The sequence below is a fragment of the Actinoalloteichus caeruleus genome (assembly GCF_049311605.1).
Taxonomy (GTDB): Bacteria; Actinomycetota; Actinomycetes; order Mycobacteriales; family Pseudonocardiaceae; genus Actinoalloteichus_B; species Actinoalloteichus_B caeruleus.
In genome coordinates this window covers 4,785,817-4,800,480 of sequence record NZ_CP186005.1, presented here as the reverse complement: position 1 = coordinate 4,800,480, position 14,664 = coordinate 4,785,817, and the positions used below count along the sequence as shown (strand labels likewise).

The 14,664-nt window shown below is 72.2% G+C and carries 13 protein-coding genes; 10 read left to right on the top strand and 3 right to left on the bottom strand.

What is annotated here, in order from left to right; translation table 11 throughout:
- Window position 1: 1 nt before the first annotated feature.
- From ACOJVX_RS19495 to ACOJVX_RS19485, 3 genes are all read right to left on the bottom strand, one after another.
- The gene (locus tag ACOJVX_RS19495) at window positions 2–658 is read right to left on the bottom strand and encodes a hypothetical protein (RefSeq protein WP_418154920.1); all 657 of its coding nucleotides are present in this window, start codon (window positions 656–658) and stop codon (window positions 2–4) included.
- Between the two features lie 530 nt (window positions 659–1,188).
- Window positions 1,189–2,163: a hypothetical protein gene (locus ACOJVX_RS19490; protein ID WP_422646986.1), complete on the bottom strand. Its 975-nt coding sequence runs from the start codon at window positions 2,161–2,163 to the stop codon at window positions 1,189–1,191.
- Window positions 2,164–2,238: 75 nt separating this feature from the next.
- Window positions 2,239–2,940, bottom strand: coding sequence for a hypothetical protein (locus ACOJVX_RS19485; protein ID WP_155886094.1), 702 nt, complete (start codon window positions 2,938–2,940; stop codon window positions 2,239–2,241).
- Window positions 2,941–3,485: 545 nt separating this feature from the next.
- Here ACOJVX_RS19485 and ACOJVX_RS19480 point away from each other — a divergent pair.
- The 10 genes from ACOJVX_RS19480 (at window position 3,486) to ACOJVX_RS19435 (ending at window position 14,664) form a co-directional block, all read left to right on the top strand.
- Window positions 3,486–6,128, top strand: a complete 2,643-nt coding sequence (locus ACOJVX_RS19480) for a valine--tRNA ligase (RefSeq protein WP_026418502.1) — start codon at window positions 3,486–3,488, stop codon at window positions 6,126–6,128.
- A 151-nt stretch (window positions 6,129–6,279) separates the two neighbouring features.
- Window positions 6,280–7,647 carry a bifunctional tetrahydrofolate synthase/dihydrofolate synthase gene (gene folC / locus ACOJVX_RS19475; protein ID WP_026418501.1) on the top strand — a complete coding sequence of 456 codons (1,368 nt, stop codon included), beginning with the start codon at window positions 6,280–6,282 and terminating at the stop codon, window positions 7,645–7,647.
- On the top strand, window positions 7,644–8,120 hold the full coding sequence (locus ACOJVX_RS19470; RefSeq protein ID WP_418154925.1) for a DUF4233 domain-containing protein: 477 nt from the start codon (window positions 7,644–7,646) through the stop codon (window positions 8,118–8,120). The genes folC and ACOJVX_RS19470 overlap by 4 nt, the downstream gene beginning before the upstream one ends.
- 736 nt (window positions 8,121–8,856) lie before the next feature.
- A complete protein-coding gene (locus ACOJVX_RS19465; protein ID WP_026418499.1) occupies window positions 8,857–9,606 on the top strand; it encodes an ABC transporter ATP-binding protein in 750 nt (249 codons plus the stop codon).
- On the top strand, window positions 9,603–10,880 hold the full coding sequence (locus ACOJVX_RS19460) for a hypothetical protein (protein WP_422646985.1): 1,278 nt from the start codon (window positions 9,603–9,605) through the stop codon (window positions 10,878–10,880). Before ACOJVX_RS19465 ends, ACOJVX_RS19460 begins: the two co-directional genes overlap by 4 nt.
- Window positions 10,877–11,503 carry a hypothetical protein gene (locus ACOJVX_RS19455; RefSeq protein ID WP_418154929.1) on the top strand — a complete coding sequence of 209 codons (627 nt, stop codon included), beginning with the start codon at window positions 10,877–10,879 and terminating at the stop codon, window positions 11,501–11,503. Before ACOJVX_RS19460 ends, ACOJVX_RS19455 begins: the two co-directional genes overlap by 4 nt.
- Before the next feature lie 145 nt (window positions 11,504–11,648).
- Complete coding sequence (locus tag ACOJVX_RS19450) at window positions 11,649–12,407, top strand: SDR family NAD(P)-dependent oxidoreductase (RefSeq protein ID WP_418154930.1); 759 nt, start codon at window positions 11,649–11,651, stop codon at window positions 12,405–12,407.
- A 205-nt stretch (window positions 12,408–12,612) separates the two neighbouring features.
- Window positions 12,613–13,023, top strand: a complete 411-nt coding sequence (gene ndk, locus ACOJVX_RS19445; protein ID WP_026418497.1) for a nucleoside-diphosphate kinase — start codon at window positions 12,613–12,615, stop codon at window positions 13,021–13,023.
- Between the two features lie 12 nt (window positions 13,024–13,035).
- A complete protein-coding gene (locus ACOJVX_RS19440; RefSeq protein ID WP_026418496.1) occupies window positions 13,036–13,578 on the top strand; it encodes a GNAT family N-acetyltransferase in 543 nt (180 codons plus the stop codon).
- Between the two features lie 153 nt (window positions 13,579–13,731).
- Window positions 13,732–14,664: an ABC transporter ATP-binding protein gene (locus ACOJVX_RS19435; RefSeq protein ID WP_026418495.1), complete on the top strand. Its 933-nt coding sequence runs from the start codon at window positions 13,732–13,734 to the stop codon at window positions 14,662–14,664.

Below are 14,664 nucleotides of genomic sequence, written 5' to 3'. Positions count from 1 at the left end.
TCTAGGTTTCCTTCAATGCGACGTGTATCTTAAAAATGTTTCGGTGCTTGTCTCTCACGTCCAGTGCGGGATCATCTTTCGTGGATTTCGAGCTGTTCCTGAAGCCGACAATAGTTCCCTCGGCATCCATTATCATCATACCTTCGTATCCGGGTGGATCAATCCTCCTTGCTCCCTTCGCGAGGGCATCAAAAATTTCCCGCACTTCGTCGGCGGTGTCGACTTCCCTGACCACCTTGCGACGACCGAGCGGAGAGAGGCGGCCGATTCCCTCGCCCTTGTCCCTCGCGTACTCGCTCGCGGTCTTCCCTCGCCACGTCCCCACGGTGGGCGGCGCGGCCGGTGGCCCGGCAGCCGTAGGAGCGGGCGGGGGAGGTGCTGTCCCCGGGCCGCCGTTTCCGGCGATGCCGTCGAGGTAGCGGCGGATCAGGTCGGCGGACCGTCCGAACGCCGCGTACGCCTGCTTCAACGGCTCCGCCGCGTCGGCGGCCGACTTCACCACCCACACCACGTCGTGGTTCGCCGAAGCTAGGAGGAGTTGGGCGGAGAGCTGACACCCGCGTTCCGCTCTGTCGAGTGCCACCACCAGGCCGCGCTGAGCCTCCTCGATCTCCACCAGGGCCGCCCGTGCCTGAGCCACGACGTCGGCGACGGACACCAGCCACCCTCCTCACACCCCCGTTGCACACCGTGACGAACGGTAGCAACGGGTAACTGTTGGGTGTGGGGAGAATGGCCACTTCCGCGTGGAAGGGCGCCGTGCCAGAGTCAGCACGACGTCAGCACGGGGGCGATCACCCGCACCAACTCGCGAGAACGGGCCGGAGCGTGAACCCGACCTCACGCCCCTGATCAGGTCGTGTGGCAGGGCGTCACCCGCCTCGACGTGGGACCTCGAGATTCCGCCGCCGAGTTCCGCGAGAACCTTGCGCTGTGCCGGCCGCCGGCGGCTCGGGCCAGGCGCAGCGGGGGCAGTCGAACCCGTTTCCGCTTACTGAGCGGTCGCGGTGTTTGGGTGGCGCGGCCTGGTCCCACCCGCCCCGCCGCCCCGCACGAAGTGGGCACGCCGGGGATTTCGGCGAACTCCCTTCAGTCCCTGACCTCGGTGGTGGTCCCGTCGATGTCCTCATCCGGTCGCCGGTACGTCACCCCCGACGTGGGCGGGGACCAGACGTGGGGGCCGGGTGCTCAGCAGGTGCTTCCTGGGAGTTCGCTGTCGAGGTCGAACATCGCCTGTTCGTCGACCCCGCCGAGGCCCGCCGCGACCTGGTCCGCGCTGGTGGCGGGCGCCAGCAGCCCCTCGTCGATCAGGTCGCAGTCCATCCCGTAGACCAGCCCGTCGCTGCCACCCGCCCACAGCCCCCAGCTCGACTCCAACCACTCCTCCCCCGAGTAGTAGAGGAACTCGTCCGTCTGCCGCTGGAACACCACGGCCGGATGGGACTCGAACAGGTACCCCGCCAGGTAGCTGACCTCCACCACGAGGACACCCTCCTCCTCGGCGGTGACCGAGACACGACCGTCCATCCGGGGCGGTTCGTCGGCGAGCGTGTGCTCCGGCGAGATCATGGTGACGAAGGCGTCCAGGCCCAGCCTCCTGATGTGCTCCTCGGTGTCGGCCCTGGCGTCCGGCCCCAGCAGGTCGAGCAGCGGATCGGCCGAGTGCTCCTCGATGGCCTCCGGATCGAGCCTCGTCGCCTCGACGGCACGCAACGCGAGGTCGACGGCTTCCGCCACCTGGTCGCGGCTGTGCCCCTCGACCGGCGTCGTGACCGTCCTGTCGATGCCGTCGATGCCCTCCTCCCACCCGGCGGCGACGGTGTCCGTGAACGCGAGGGCACCGGTCTCCCCACCGTCCCCGGTCCGATCCCTGTGCCCGGCGGTCGGCGCCGGGGGGAGGGTGGCAGGGGTGCTCGCGCTCACCGGGAGCGCGGTTGGAGCCTCGTCGACCAGTCCGGTCTGGCGTACGACGATGACGGCGCCGGCCACGAGGACGAGCGCGCCGGCGGCGAGGAGCACCCGCCGGAGTGGCGTGGATCCGGCGCCGCGCCGTTCGTCCCGAGCGGTGTTCGCTGGTGAGGGCGTGGTGCCGAGCGGGTCGGGGGAGGGTGTCGAGCCGGGGCTGTCGTCACCGGGATGAGCCTGGTTCGTCAGGTGCGGCATGGTCGGGTCGCCGTTCCTCGGAGGTGCGGGTTCGGGGGTGCGGGGCGGAGCGCTGAGCCGCCGGAACGGATCGGGTCAGGCGGGTTCGAGGACCTCCGCCACGCAGGACCCCTCGTCGGAACCTGGGCCGATGACCCCGGTGGCGACGTCGCAGTCGACGGCCCGGTGCCCCACCTCCCCGCCGAACTCCACCCACAGACCGCGCGCGCCGGTCTCCCACCCGTCGCCGATCGCGTACGAGTAGGCCTCGACCCACCGTTCGTAGACGACGCCGTCCGAAGAGGTCGACCCCTCCGGGTCGAAGGGGTAGGCGGTCGTGTAGTTCAACTCGACCAGCAGCGAGCTGTCCGGGTGCAGGGACACCTCGAGTGAACCGTTCATCCGGGGCTCGGCGGCCAGCGTCCGGCCCGAGGCCAGCATGGTGATGTAGCCGCTGGGCCCATAGGCGTCGATCTCCGAGCTGACCGCGTCCCGTGAGTAGGGGGCGAGCAGGCCCAGCAGTTCGTCCGGGTCGTGTCGGAGGAGCGCGGCGTCGGAGAGCCGGGAGGCCCGCACCGCGGACAGGGCCGCCGAGGTCGCCTCGCGCACCTCCTCCACGGTGTAACCGGCGAAGGCCGTGGGCGTGGGAACGCTGATGCCCTCGGTTCCCGTCCGCCAGTGCTCGGCGGAGGTCCCGGCGAAGGGATCGGCCGCCCGAGCCTGGTTCACCCGTTCGTCTCGGATCAGGAGGAAGACGACGAGGGAGAGGACGACCGCGACCACGGTCCCGGCCAGCACCCACGGCACCAGGACACCGGCCCGCCGGGACGCCGCCGGCGGTGGCCACGCGGCCGGGGTGCCGGAGGGTCCGAACGCGAAACCGGTGGGAGCACTCGGTGGGGGCGCGGCCGGGCCCCATCCGGGGTGCGGAGGCCCGGGAGCGGACCAGCCCTGGTGGGTGCCTGGCGCGGCGGCGGAAGGCTGGGGTAATGGGTGGGAGGTTCGCGCGTCGTCGTGCGCGCCCCGGCCGGCAGGCTCTTCCTGGAACCCGTCCCCGCGACCGGCGGGGAGGGGTGGCGGTGGGACGGGGGCGCTCCCAGCCGCTTCGCTGGTCGCCGCGTCTCGCTCGAAAGGGTGGTCTTGCACGGAGCCCCTCGTCTTCTCCAGTTGTCGTGCCGAAAACTAGCGTTTGTCACCGATGATCTCGAATCGACCCCGTCCGCGGGGGTCGTTCGGGAGAGCGATCTTCGCTGGATGGGTGACGTCACCAGCACCCGTCGTCACCCGAGCGGCCCAGCGACGGCCCCGTGAACCGGGTTGCCCGCCGTTCGTAGACTTTCCCCGTGACCGAGACCCATTCATCGCCCGGCCCTGCCCAGTTTCCCGTCGGCCTCGCGCCCAAGTGGGAGCCGGTAGCGGTAGAGGCCGCGCTGTACCAGGAATGGGTCGAGCGCGGTGACTTCACCGCCGACGCCAGCAGCGACCGGCCGCCGTTCTCCATCGTGATCCCGCCGCCCAACGTCACCGGGGTGCTGCACATGGGGCACGCGCTGGACCACACCCTGATGGACACCCTCACCCGGCGCCGCCGGATGCAGGGTTACGAGGCGCTGTGGTTGCCGGGCATGGACCACGCAGGGATCGCGACCCAGACCGTCGTCGAGCGGGAGCTCGCCAGCGAGGGGAAGTCGCGCCACGATCTCGGGCGTGAGGAGTTCGTCCGCCGGGTCTGGCAGTGGAAGGCCCAGTCCGGCGGTCAGATCAGCCAGCAGATGCGGCGGCTCGGCGACGGCGTCGACTGGAGCCGTGAGCGCTTCACGATGGACGAGGGTCTGTCGCGCGCCGTGCAGACGATCTTCAAGCGGTTGTACGACGACGACCTGATCTACCGGGCGGAACGCATCATCAACTGGTGCCCCCGGTGCCAGACGGCGCTGTCGGACATCGAGGTCGAGCACAGCGAGGACGAGGGCGAGCTCGTCTCGATCCGCTACGGCGAGGGTGACTCGTCGATCGTGGTCGCGACCACCCGTGCCGAGACGATGCTCGGCGACACGGCCGTGGCGGTGCACCCGGAGGACGAGCGCTACCGGCACCTGGTGGGGACCGAGGTCGAGCTGCCGCTCACCGGCCGGCGGATCCCGATCGTGGCCGACGAGCACGTCGACCCGGAGTTCGGGACCGGCGCCGTCAAGGTCACGCCGTCCCACGACCCCAACGACTTCGAGATCGGCCAGCGGCACGGCCTGCCGAACCTCACCGTGCTCGACGAACGGGGCGTCATCACCGCCGCTGGTCCCTTCGAGGGGCTGGACCGGTTCGAGGCGCGGCCGGCCATCGTCGCCGCCCTCCGCGCGGAGGGCCGGATCGTGGCGGAGAAGCGCCCCTACCTGCATGCCGTGGGGCACTGCGAGCGGTGCGGCACGGTCGTCGAACCCCGGCTGTCCAAGCAGTGGTTCGTCAACGTCGGTCCGCTGGCCAAGGCGGCCGGTGACGCCGTCCGGGACGGCCGGACCCGCATTCACCCGCCCGAGATGGCCAAGCGCTACTTCTCCTGGGTCGACAACCTCCACGACTGGTGCATCTCCCGCCAGCTGTGGTGGGGGCACCGCATCCCCGTCTGGTACGGGCCCGACGGGGAGATGCGGTGCGTCGGCCCCGGCGAGGAACCGCCCACCGGTGAGGGCTGGCACCAGGAGACCGACGTGCTGGACACGTGGTTCTCCTCGGCGCTCTGGCCGTTCTCCACGCTGGGCTGGCCGGAGAAGACCCCCGACCTGGAGCGCTTCTACCCGACCAGCGTCCTGGTCACCGGCTACGACATCCTGTTCTTCTGGGTCGCCCGGATGATGATGTTCGGGCTCTACGCGATGGACGGCGCGCAGCCCTTCAACGACGTGTTCCTGCACGGCCTGGTTCGGGACAGCACCGGCAAGAAGATGTCGAAGTCCAAGGGCAACAGCATCGACCCGCTGGAGTGGCTCGACCGCTACGGCGCGGACGCCCTGCGCTTCACCCTGGCCAGGGGCGCCAACCCGGGCGCGGACGAGGCGGTCGCCGAGGAGTGGGCGGCGGGAGCGCGGAACTTCGGCACCAAGTTGTGGAACGCCAGTCGGTTCGCCCTGATGAACGGGGCGAACACCAGTACCCCGCTGCCCGACCGCGCGGAGCTGACCGACGCCGACCGGTGGATCCTCGACCGGCTCGACACCGTGGTCGCCGGCGTCGACGAGCTGTTCGAACGCTTCGAGTTCGGCAAGGCCTGCGACACGCTGTACCACTTCGTGTGGGACGAGTTCTGCGACTGGTACCTGGAGCTGGCCAAGACCCAGCTCAACGGTGACGAGGCCAGGGCCACCGCCACCCGCGCGGTGCTCGGGCACACCCTGGACGCGACGCTGCGGCTGCTGCACCCGGTGATGCCGTTCATCACCGAGGTGGTGTGGCGGGAGCTGACCGGCGGGCAGGCCCTCGACCGCGCGGCCTGGCCGGTCCCCTCCGGGGCGACTCCCGACGTCGAGGCCGAGCGGCGCATCGACGACCTGCGGAAACTCGTCACGGAGGTGCGCCGCTTCCGCTCCGACCAGGGGCTCAAGCCCGGCCAGCGGGTTGACGCCCGGCTCACCGGCACCGCTGTCGACCGGCTCGCCGACCAGCTGGTCGCCGCGCGCGCCCTGACCCGGCTCGACGAGCCCGGCGACGGCTTCGCCCCGACGGTCTCCCTGGAGGTCGGGCTCGCCTCGGGCGAGATGACCGTGGAGATCGACACCTCGGGCGCGGTGGACGTCGAGGCCGAGCGCAAGCGGTTGACCAAGGACCTCGCGGCGGCGGAGAAGGAACTCGCCGGCTGCGAGAAGAAGTTGGGGAACCCCGCGTTCACCGAGAAGGCCCCACCGGAGGTGCGGGCCAAGATCGAGGCGCGGCGGGAGACCGCCGAGGTCGACATCCGGCGGCTCCGCGAGCGGCTGGCCGGGCTGCCCGGCTGAGCGCCGGCCTTCGGGCCGAGGAGGACACCAGGAACGGGCGACGACCCCGGTGTGACCGTGGTGGGTCACACCGGGGCGCACCGCCGCATGACCGGCCGTCCGTCGGAACTAGACTCGGACCCGGACCGGTAACCGCACGTCAGGAGGGTCCGTGCCCAAGCCCGACTCCGATGCCCTGGTGGCGTTGCGCGCCGTCGAGGACGAGCTCAACACCCGGTGGCCGGAGACGAAGATCGAGCCGTCGCTGGACCGCATCCGGGTGCTGCTGGACCTGCTGGGCGAGCCGCAGCGCTCGTACCCGGTGCTGCACATCGCCGGCACGAACGGCAAGACCTCCACCGCGAGGATGCTCGACGCCCTGCTGACCCGGGTGGGGCTGCGGACCGGCCGCTACACCAGCCCCCACCTGCAACTGGCCACCGAGCGGATCAGCCTGGACGGGGCGCCGATCTCCCCGGAGCAGTACGTCGACACCTACCGCGACATCGAGCCCTACGTGACGATGGTCGACGGGCGGAGCGAGATCCGGATGAGCAAGTTCGAGGTGCTCACCGGCATGGCGTTCGCGGCCTTCGCCGACGCGCCCGTGGACGCGGCCGTCGTCGAGGTCGGCCTCGGGGGCAGCTGGGACGCCACCAACGTCGCCGACGGCACGGTGGCCGCCATCACCCCGATCGCGCTCGACCACACCGAGTACCTCGGCACCGACCTCCTCGGCATCGCCAGGGAGAAGGCCGGCATCATCAAACCCGGTTCGGTCGCGGTGCTGGCCAAGCAGGAACCCGAGGTCACCCGGGTCCTGTTGGAACGCGCCGTCGAGGTGGACGCGGCGGTGGCCAGGGAGGACTCGGAGTTCGGCGTCCTCGAACGCACCCACGGCGTGGGTGGTCAGATGCTGCGGTTGCAGGGCCTCGGTGGCGTGTACGAGGAGATCTTCCTGCCCCTGCACGGGGCGCACCAGGCGCGGAACGCGGCGATGGCCCTCGCGATCGCCGAGGCGTTCTTCGGGGCCGGGCCGGAGCGGCAGCTGGACGTCGAGGCGGTCCGGGAGGGTTTCGCCGCCGTCAGCTCACCGGGCCGGTTGGAGCCGGTCCGCTCCGCGCCGACCGTCCTGGTGGACGCGGCGCACAACCCGCACGGCGCGGGAGCGCTCGCCGAGGCCGTCACGGCGGAGTTCGCGTTCCGCCGGTTGGTCGGCGTGGTGGGTGTGATGGACGACAAGGACGCCACCGGCATCCTCCAGGCGCTGGAACCGGTGCTCGAACACGTGGTGATCACCCAGACGAGTTCACCGAGGGCGATGAGCGCGGAACGGCTCGCGGCCCAGGCCGAGGAGATCTTCGGGTCGGAGGCCGTCACCGTCCAGCCGGCGTTGGACGTGGCGGTGGAGACCGCGATCGGGCTCGCCGAGGAGGTCTCCGAGCCGGACGAGCCGGTCGCGGGCGGTGGCGTGCTGGTGACGGGCTCCGTGGTGACCGCCGGTGAGGCTCGCGCGCTGTTGGGGAAGGAACCGACATGACCGACCAGCCCACGGCCGACGAGACGCGGACCAACCCGGCGGCGTCGTCCCCGGCCAGCCCGGGTGACGGGCCGGTGGCCTTCACACCCCCGGCCAAGGACCCCTTCAGGAGCTTCCGGGGCGTCCTGGCCGGCACCCTGGTGCTGGAGGCGATCGTCGTCGGTCTCGCCGTGCTCGTGGTCGACAACCTCGGCTCCGGGGTCGGCAGCGTCGGCGGCTGGCTGGTGGGTGGCCTCGCGGTCGCGATGGTCCTCGCCGCCGGCGTGCAGGGCCGGAGCTGGGGGCTGCCCGTGGCCATCGCCCTCCAGGTCGCCATGATCTGCTGCGCGTTCATCACCCCGGCACTGGGGGCGCTCGGGCTCGTCTTCGGACTGGTCTGGGTCGGTCTGCTGTGGATGCGGTGGGACGTCCAGCTGCGGATGAAGGAGGGCCGGCTCCCCGGTCAGCGGCCGGTGGGCGAGCACACCGACTGAAGCCCCGGCCGCCTGGCCGGTTCCCGTGCCACCCGACCCCGCCCGACAGCCGTCGGTCCGGTGGCACGGTGTGCGTCGGGCGCGGCAGTGCGCGGGGTCCGACCCCCGGGGTGCTTTCACGACCGAATTCGCGGATCCACTCGGAGAATGGCGGCACCGGTTCCCGCGTTCGGAGTAGGGAATCGGATTCTGATGGGTGCCGGTGGTCGGTTCGCGGGTTCCGTGGTCCGAACGCTTCCCCACTCGCGTCGCCCTTCGGCGTCCGGGTTGGGGAATTCCTGGCCATGAACCGCGCCGCCGCGCCAGCGCACCCCCGTCGTGGCGAACCAGCCGCCCATCGACGTGCCTGAGCTCGGGCCTCCAGGGTGGAGCACCGGTCCCGGACCGGCGAGGCCTGGCGCGCGGTGTCGGTGCGTACCTGGCCCGCGAACCGCCTCCTCGCTGCGGGAACGGGAAGAGGTGCTGCGGGCGGCTTGCTGGCGGCGGCGACGGAACGGCGTGGTCCTCGGGACAGCGTGGCCCCGTCGAGGACGCGGCCTGGGTCGGCTGAGGGACGGCCGAACCACCGGGGCGTGACCCGGCCGTGGGCAATTCGACGTCGGCTGGTGCGCCCAGGCGAGGTCGGTCCTTTTCCTGGGTGGGAATCCGGATCAACGACAACTGTCGGTGGGTTAGGATCTCGGCGGTTTCGTTTCGCCGTGACCCGGAGGGAAGAACCGCGATTGGACGGGCCGCGATGAGGTTTTCCGACGTCCACTTCTCCTACGGGAGGAAAAGGGTCCTCCGGGGCGTCGACTGGGAGTTGGGGCGGGGGATCAGCGGGCTCCTCGGGCCGAACGGATCGGGCAAGACGACGCTGATCTCCCTGGCCGTCGGCGCGCTGCCCGGCCGAGGTGGGATCACCGTCGGGGACGCGGGCACGTCGGGACCGAACGGCGGTGCCAGCCCGTCGCTGGGGTACGTCCCGCAGTCCTTCTCCCTCGTCCCCGGGATGTCCGTCCTCCAGACCGCCGCCTACGCGGCGTGGGTGAACGGCGTCCCGCGTCGGGAGTGCGAGGACGCGGCCCGCCGGGCACTGGGGCTCGTCGACCTCGCCGGCCGGGCCGGCGAGCGGGTCCGCGCCCTGTCCGGGGGCCAGCGTCAACGGCTGGGCATCGCCGCCGCCCTCGCCCACGAGCCGCGTGTCCTGGTCCTGGACGAACCCACCGTGGGTCTGGACCCGGCGCAACGGCTGCGGGTGCGGGAGGTGATCGCCGATCTCGGTCAGGACCGGACGGTGCTGCTGGCCACGCACCTCGTGGAGGACATCGCCTACCTGTGCCGGCGGGTCGGCGTGCTGGTGGCCGGCCGCATCGTCTTCGACGGCACCGTCGAGGAGCTGACCGGGCTGTTCGAGGACGAGGCCCCCGAGGACGGCCGCGCGCTCGGCTCCGCCTTCGAACGCGGCTACGAGCGGCTGGTCCGGCGCTGGGGAGCGGGGGAGTGAACCGGCTGGCGGCCCTGTGGTGGCCGCTTCCGCCGGTCGTGCTGGTGTCCTCCGCCGCGCTGGTCGCGGCCTCGCTCGTCCTGTCGACCCGCTGGTTGTGGGACCAGCGGTTCCAGGAGTGGGTGGTCACGTCCTTCGAGGCCCACGAGCAGGTGCTGTGGGCGGCCGTGCTGGCGGCCGTGGTGAGCTGCTGGGCGGCCACGCGCCTCACCCCGACCAGGATGCTGTTCGGCGGTGCGCACCACCCCCGTACCGGCTGGCCGGTCGTGCGCCGGCACCTCGCCGTCCTCAACGGGTGGTTCCTCCTCGGGTACGTGGTGGGCATCGCGCCCGCCCTCGTGCTCACCGCCACCCGGGCCCAGTACGGCGGTCCCGACGTGCTGGCCATCCTCAGCGGACCGCTGGGGATCGCGGCGGCCTCCGCCCTGGGCTACCTCTTCGGCGTGGTGGTCCCGGTGGCGCTGCTCTCGCCGGTCCCCGGCCTGGGGGTCTACCTGCTGTACTCCCAGTCCGCGGTCGCCGACGGGTGGACCGCGCTGCTGCCGCTCGTCCGGGTGTGGATCTCGCTGGGCAGGTCGGAGAACCCCGCCGTCACCGGCTACCGGGTGATCTTCCTCCTCGCCCTGCTGGCGGCCTGCGCGGTGACCAGCGCGGTGCTGCTCCGCGCGACGCGGCGGACCGCGCCGCGCGCGCTGGTGGCGGTGCTGGGCTGCCTCGCGCTGCCCGGCCTGCTCGCCGTCGTGCCCTTCGTCCGCACGCCGGCCCCGCTGGTCCACGACGCCGAACGCCCCCGGGTGTGCGCGGAGCGCGGGGGCACCGAGTACTGCGTGCACGAGGGCCACGCCTCCGAGCTGGACGTCCTCGGGGCGGCCGGCGAGACGGCACTCGCGCGCCTCGGGGACTCGGTTCCCGCTCCCCGCCGGGTCTGGGACCTGGCCCTCGCCGGCCGTGGGGAGGACCCCGGGGTGGTGTGGGTCCAGCTTGATCCGGTCCTCCCTCTCGAGCCGGAGGTTGCTTCCACGCTGGCGGCCAGCATCGCCGGGGATGACGCCTGCCGGCAGCGCTACGGCGATCCCGGCCCCGAGGAGGACTGGCCGGAGGCCGTGGCACTCGCCGACGACCTCCGGTGGCGGGTCGCCGCGCTGGTGCACGAGGAGCACGCGGGGTGGGCGGGCCCGTTCAGCGAGCTCTCCGACGCGGAGCTGGTGCGGTGGCTGGCCGAGCACCAGCACACGGTGGCCAGCTGCGAGCTGGGCCAGGAGGACCTGCCGTGACGGCGCTGCGCCTCGTGGTCCTCGCCCGCCGCCCCGGCCGGTGCCTGCTGGCGTTCACGGTGTCCCTGCTCGGCGCGCTGCTCTTCTGGCGGGTGGCCGTGCACGTCGAACCCTTCGGCGCCAACCCCCGGCGGACCCTGCCCTACCCGGAGTTGGCCGGGGTCGTGACCGGGGCCGTGTTCGCCGGTCTGCTCGCTCCCGGGTTCTGGGAGTGGGAGCGCCTGGGCGGGGCGCGCAGCCGGGCCGTCGCGGGTGTGGTGGCGGCGCTGGGGTGCCTGGCGCCGCTGCCGGCCTTCCTGCTCGGCGTGGCCCAGGTGCCCGAGCGGTACCACGCGCTCACGCTGTGGTCGAACGTGCTGCTGTTCACCGCGCTCGCGTTCCTGCTGGCGGCGCTGGTCGGCCCGGCGGTGGGCGCCGCGGTGACGGTCGGGTCGTTCCTGCTGGTGGTGCTGCTGACCAACGCCGCCCCGGCGGCGGTCGGGTGGCTGCCCGTGACGGCCCCCGAGGACCCGACGAGCCACCCGGTCGCGGCGCTCGCCCTGCTCGGCGTCGCAATCGCCGCCCACGCGGCGACCTTCGGGTCCACCGGGTTCGCGCGGCGGCTCAGCCGAGGCGCCGGCTAGCGGGTCCGCGTGGACCCCACCGAGCGCCGTTCCGCCGGGAGGACGAAAATGTGCGTCCGAACGGTGGAACATCGGTGCTCGGTCGGGAGGGCGGGATGCGCGGTCGTCGCGTTCCCCGCCGGCCGGGCGGGAACGGGGCGGTGCGATGCGGGACGAACTCAAGGACAAGGTCGGTCTGGTCACCGGCGGGGCCTCCGGGATCGGGCGGGAGGTGGCCCTGCGGATGGCCGCGTCCGGGGCGACCGTCGTCGTCGCCGACCTGCGCGCGGAGGCCGCCCTGGAGGTGGTCGAGGAGATCAACGGCAGCGGTGGGCAGGCCAGCGGGATCGCCGTCGACGTGGCCGACCCCGCCTCGGCCGCGGCGATGGTGCAGCACGCCGTCACCACCCACGGGCGGCTGGACCTCGCCGTGAACAACGCGGGCATCGGCGGTGACAGCGGGGACGTCGCCTCGTACTCCACCGAGTCCTGGCGGCAGGTCCTCGCGGTGAACCTCGACGGCGTCTTCTACTGCCTGCGCGCCGAACTCGCCGCCATGCACGACGGTGGGGGCGGGTCCGTGGTCAACATGGCCTCGATCCTGGGGTCGGTGGGGTTCGCCAGCTCCCCGGCCTACGTGGCCGCCAAGCACGGCGTGGTCGGCCTGACCAAGAGCGCCGCCCTGGCCCACAGCGCGGAGGGGATCAGGGTGAACGCGGTCGGGCCCGGTTTCATCGAGACCCCGTTGCTGTCGCAGGCGGCCATGCCGGCGGAGGCCCGCGCCGCGCTGGTCTCGGCGCACGCCGCCCAACGGCTCGGCACCCCAGGGGAGGTCGCGGAACTGGTGGTCTTCCTGCTGTCGGACCGGGCCTCCTTCATCACCGGCAGTTACCACCTGGTGGACGGGGGTTACACCGCGCAGTGATCGGGGGACCCGTGGCGACCGGGGAGCGGGGGAACTGGTCACTCGCCGACGGATGTCCTCGGTGGTGGGCCGCCCACCCGTGTCACCGTGGATCACGCCACCTGACTAGCCTTCCCCCCAAACCGGACAACACCGTGCCGCCGCGCGCGGGCCGGACGTGGACACCCGTCCCGTCCGGTGGTGTGAACAACGAAAGCGAGTGGTCGTGAGCGAGCGCACCCTGGTTCTGGTCAAGCCCGACGGCGTCGAGCGTGGCCTGGTCGGCGAGGTCATCGCCCGCATCGAGCGCAAGGGGCTGCGGTTGGCCGCCCTGGAGCTGCGCACCGTCAGCCGCGAGGTCGCCGAGCAGCACTACGCCGAGCACGACGGCAAGCCCTTCTTCACCTCGCTGCTCGACTTCATCACCTCCGGCCCGGTCGTCGCCGCCGTCGTGGAGGGGCCGAGGGCGATCGCCGCGTTCCGGCAGCTCGCCGGCGGCACCGACCCCGTGGAGAAGGCGACTCCGGGCAGCCTGCGCGGTGACTTCGCCGTCGAGGTCGAGTCGAACCTGGTGCACGGCTCGGACTCCCCGGAGTCGGCCGCCCGGGAGATCAAGCTCTGGTTCCCCAGCCTCTGAGAGGGACGTGACATGACCGACCGCGACCTTGACGACTCCTTCGTCTCCGGCCCCCACTTGGTCAACCAGGTCCACCCCGGTCTGGTGGACGGGTTGACCGACCTGTGGGGGCGGGTGGGCGCCGCCGGGGGAGCGGTCGGCTTCACTCCCGAGACCCCGTTGGCGGAGGTGCGGACCGCCGCCGAACGGGTCGTGGAGGCCGTGAGCGCCCGACGGGAACAACTGTTGACCCTGGGCCGGGCTGGCGTGCTGGTCGGCGCGGTCGTCCTCCGCCCGGACAGCGGCCCGCTCGTCGCCCACCGCGGCCTCGTGCTCGACCTGATGGTCGACCCCGACCTCCAGCGGCAGGGGTGGGGGCGTGTCCTGCTGGACGCCGTGGTGGCCCAGGCGACCGCCCACGGGCTGCGACGGCTGTTCCTCTCCGCCCGCGACGGCACCGGGCTGGACGACTTCTACCGGGCGGCCGGGTGGACCGAGTGCGGGCGCGCGCCGGACGCGGTCCTCCTGCCCGACGGGACCTACCGCGACGAGCTCTGGTTCACCCGTCGGATCTGAGGGAAGCCGCCGGCGCTGCCGGCCGACGTCCGCGCGTCAGGACGGCGCCGGGGCACGATCCCGGCGTCCACGTGGCGGAGTGGCGGTGCCGGCTTGGCCACCTCGGGGAAAACGCTCGCTTTCCGTCGGTGCCACCTCCTAGGGTCGATCCTCGTGGCAACAGCTGGTTCTCTGATCCATGCCAGGGGGCTCGTCAAACGGTTCGGCTCCTTCGAGGCCGTCCGGGGCGTCGATGTCGACATCGCACCGGGCGAGTCCTTCGGTTTCCTCGGCCCCAACGGCGCGGGCAAGTCGTCCACCATGCGCATGGTGTCCTGCCTGTCCCCCCGGAGCGGCGGTGAGCTGCGCGTCCTCGGCATGGACCCGGACACCGACGGCCCCCGCATCAGGGCGAGGTTGGGGGTCGTGCCGCAGCAGGACAACCTCGACGTCGAGCTGACCGTGCGGGAGAACCTCCAGGTCTACGGGCGCTACTTCGGGTTGTCCCGTGCCGCCGTGCGGGAACGGGCCGGTGAGCTGATGGAGTTCGCGCAGCTCACCGACCGGGCCGACGCGAAGGTCGAGCCGCTGTCCGGGGGCATGAAGCGGCGGTTGACGATCGCCCGCGCCCTGGTGAACGACCCGGAGGTCCTGCTGCTGGACGAGCCGACCACCGGCCTGGACCCGCAGGCCAGGCACGTGCTCTGGGACCGGCTGTTCCGGCTCAAGCAGCAGGGCGTCACGCTCATCGTCACCACCCACTACATGGACGAGGCCGAACAGCTGTGCGACCGGCTCGTCGTGATGGACGGGGGACGCATCGCGGCCGAGGGGTCGCCCTCCGAGCTGATCCGCCGCTACTCCACCCGCGAGGTGCTGGAGCTGCGGTTCCCCTTCGGGCGGGTCGCCGACCACACCGAGGTCGCCGCCCGGCTGGCCGAGCGGGTGGAGGTCCTGCCCGACCGGCTGTTGCTCTACACCGACAACGGGGACGCCGCCCTCGCCGCGGCCCACGAGGCGGGCCTGCGACCGGTGAGCGGCCTGGTGCGTCGCAGCACCCTGGAGGACGTCTTCCTCCGGCTCACCGGCCGGAGCCTGGTGGACTGA

What these genes read in the sequence shown, in the direction of transcription:
- ACOJVX_RS19470 (WP_418154925.1), top strand. Translation starts at nt 7,644, where the DNA reads ATGACCGACCAGCCCACGGCCGACGAGACGCGGACCAACCCGGCGGCG.
- ACOJVX_RS19440 (WP_026418496.1), top strand. Translation starts at nt 13,036, where the DNA reads ATGACCGACCGCGACCTTGACGACTCCTTCGTCTCCGGCCCCCACTTG.
- ACOJVX_RS19490 (WP_422646986.1), bottom strand. Translation starts at nt 2,163, where the DNA reads ATGCCGCACCTGACGAACCAGGCTCATCCCGGTGACGACAGCCCCGGC.
- ACOJVX_RS19465 (WP_026418499.1), top strand. Translation starts at nt 8,857, where the DNA reads ATGAGGTTTTCCGACGTCCACTTCTCCTACGGGAGGAAAAGGGTCCTC.
- ACOJVX_RS19450 (WP_418154930.1), top strand. Translation starts at nt 11,649, where the DNA reads ATGCGGGACGAACTCAAGGACAAGGTCGGTCTGGTCACCGGCGGGGCC.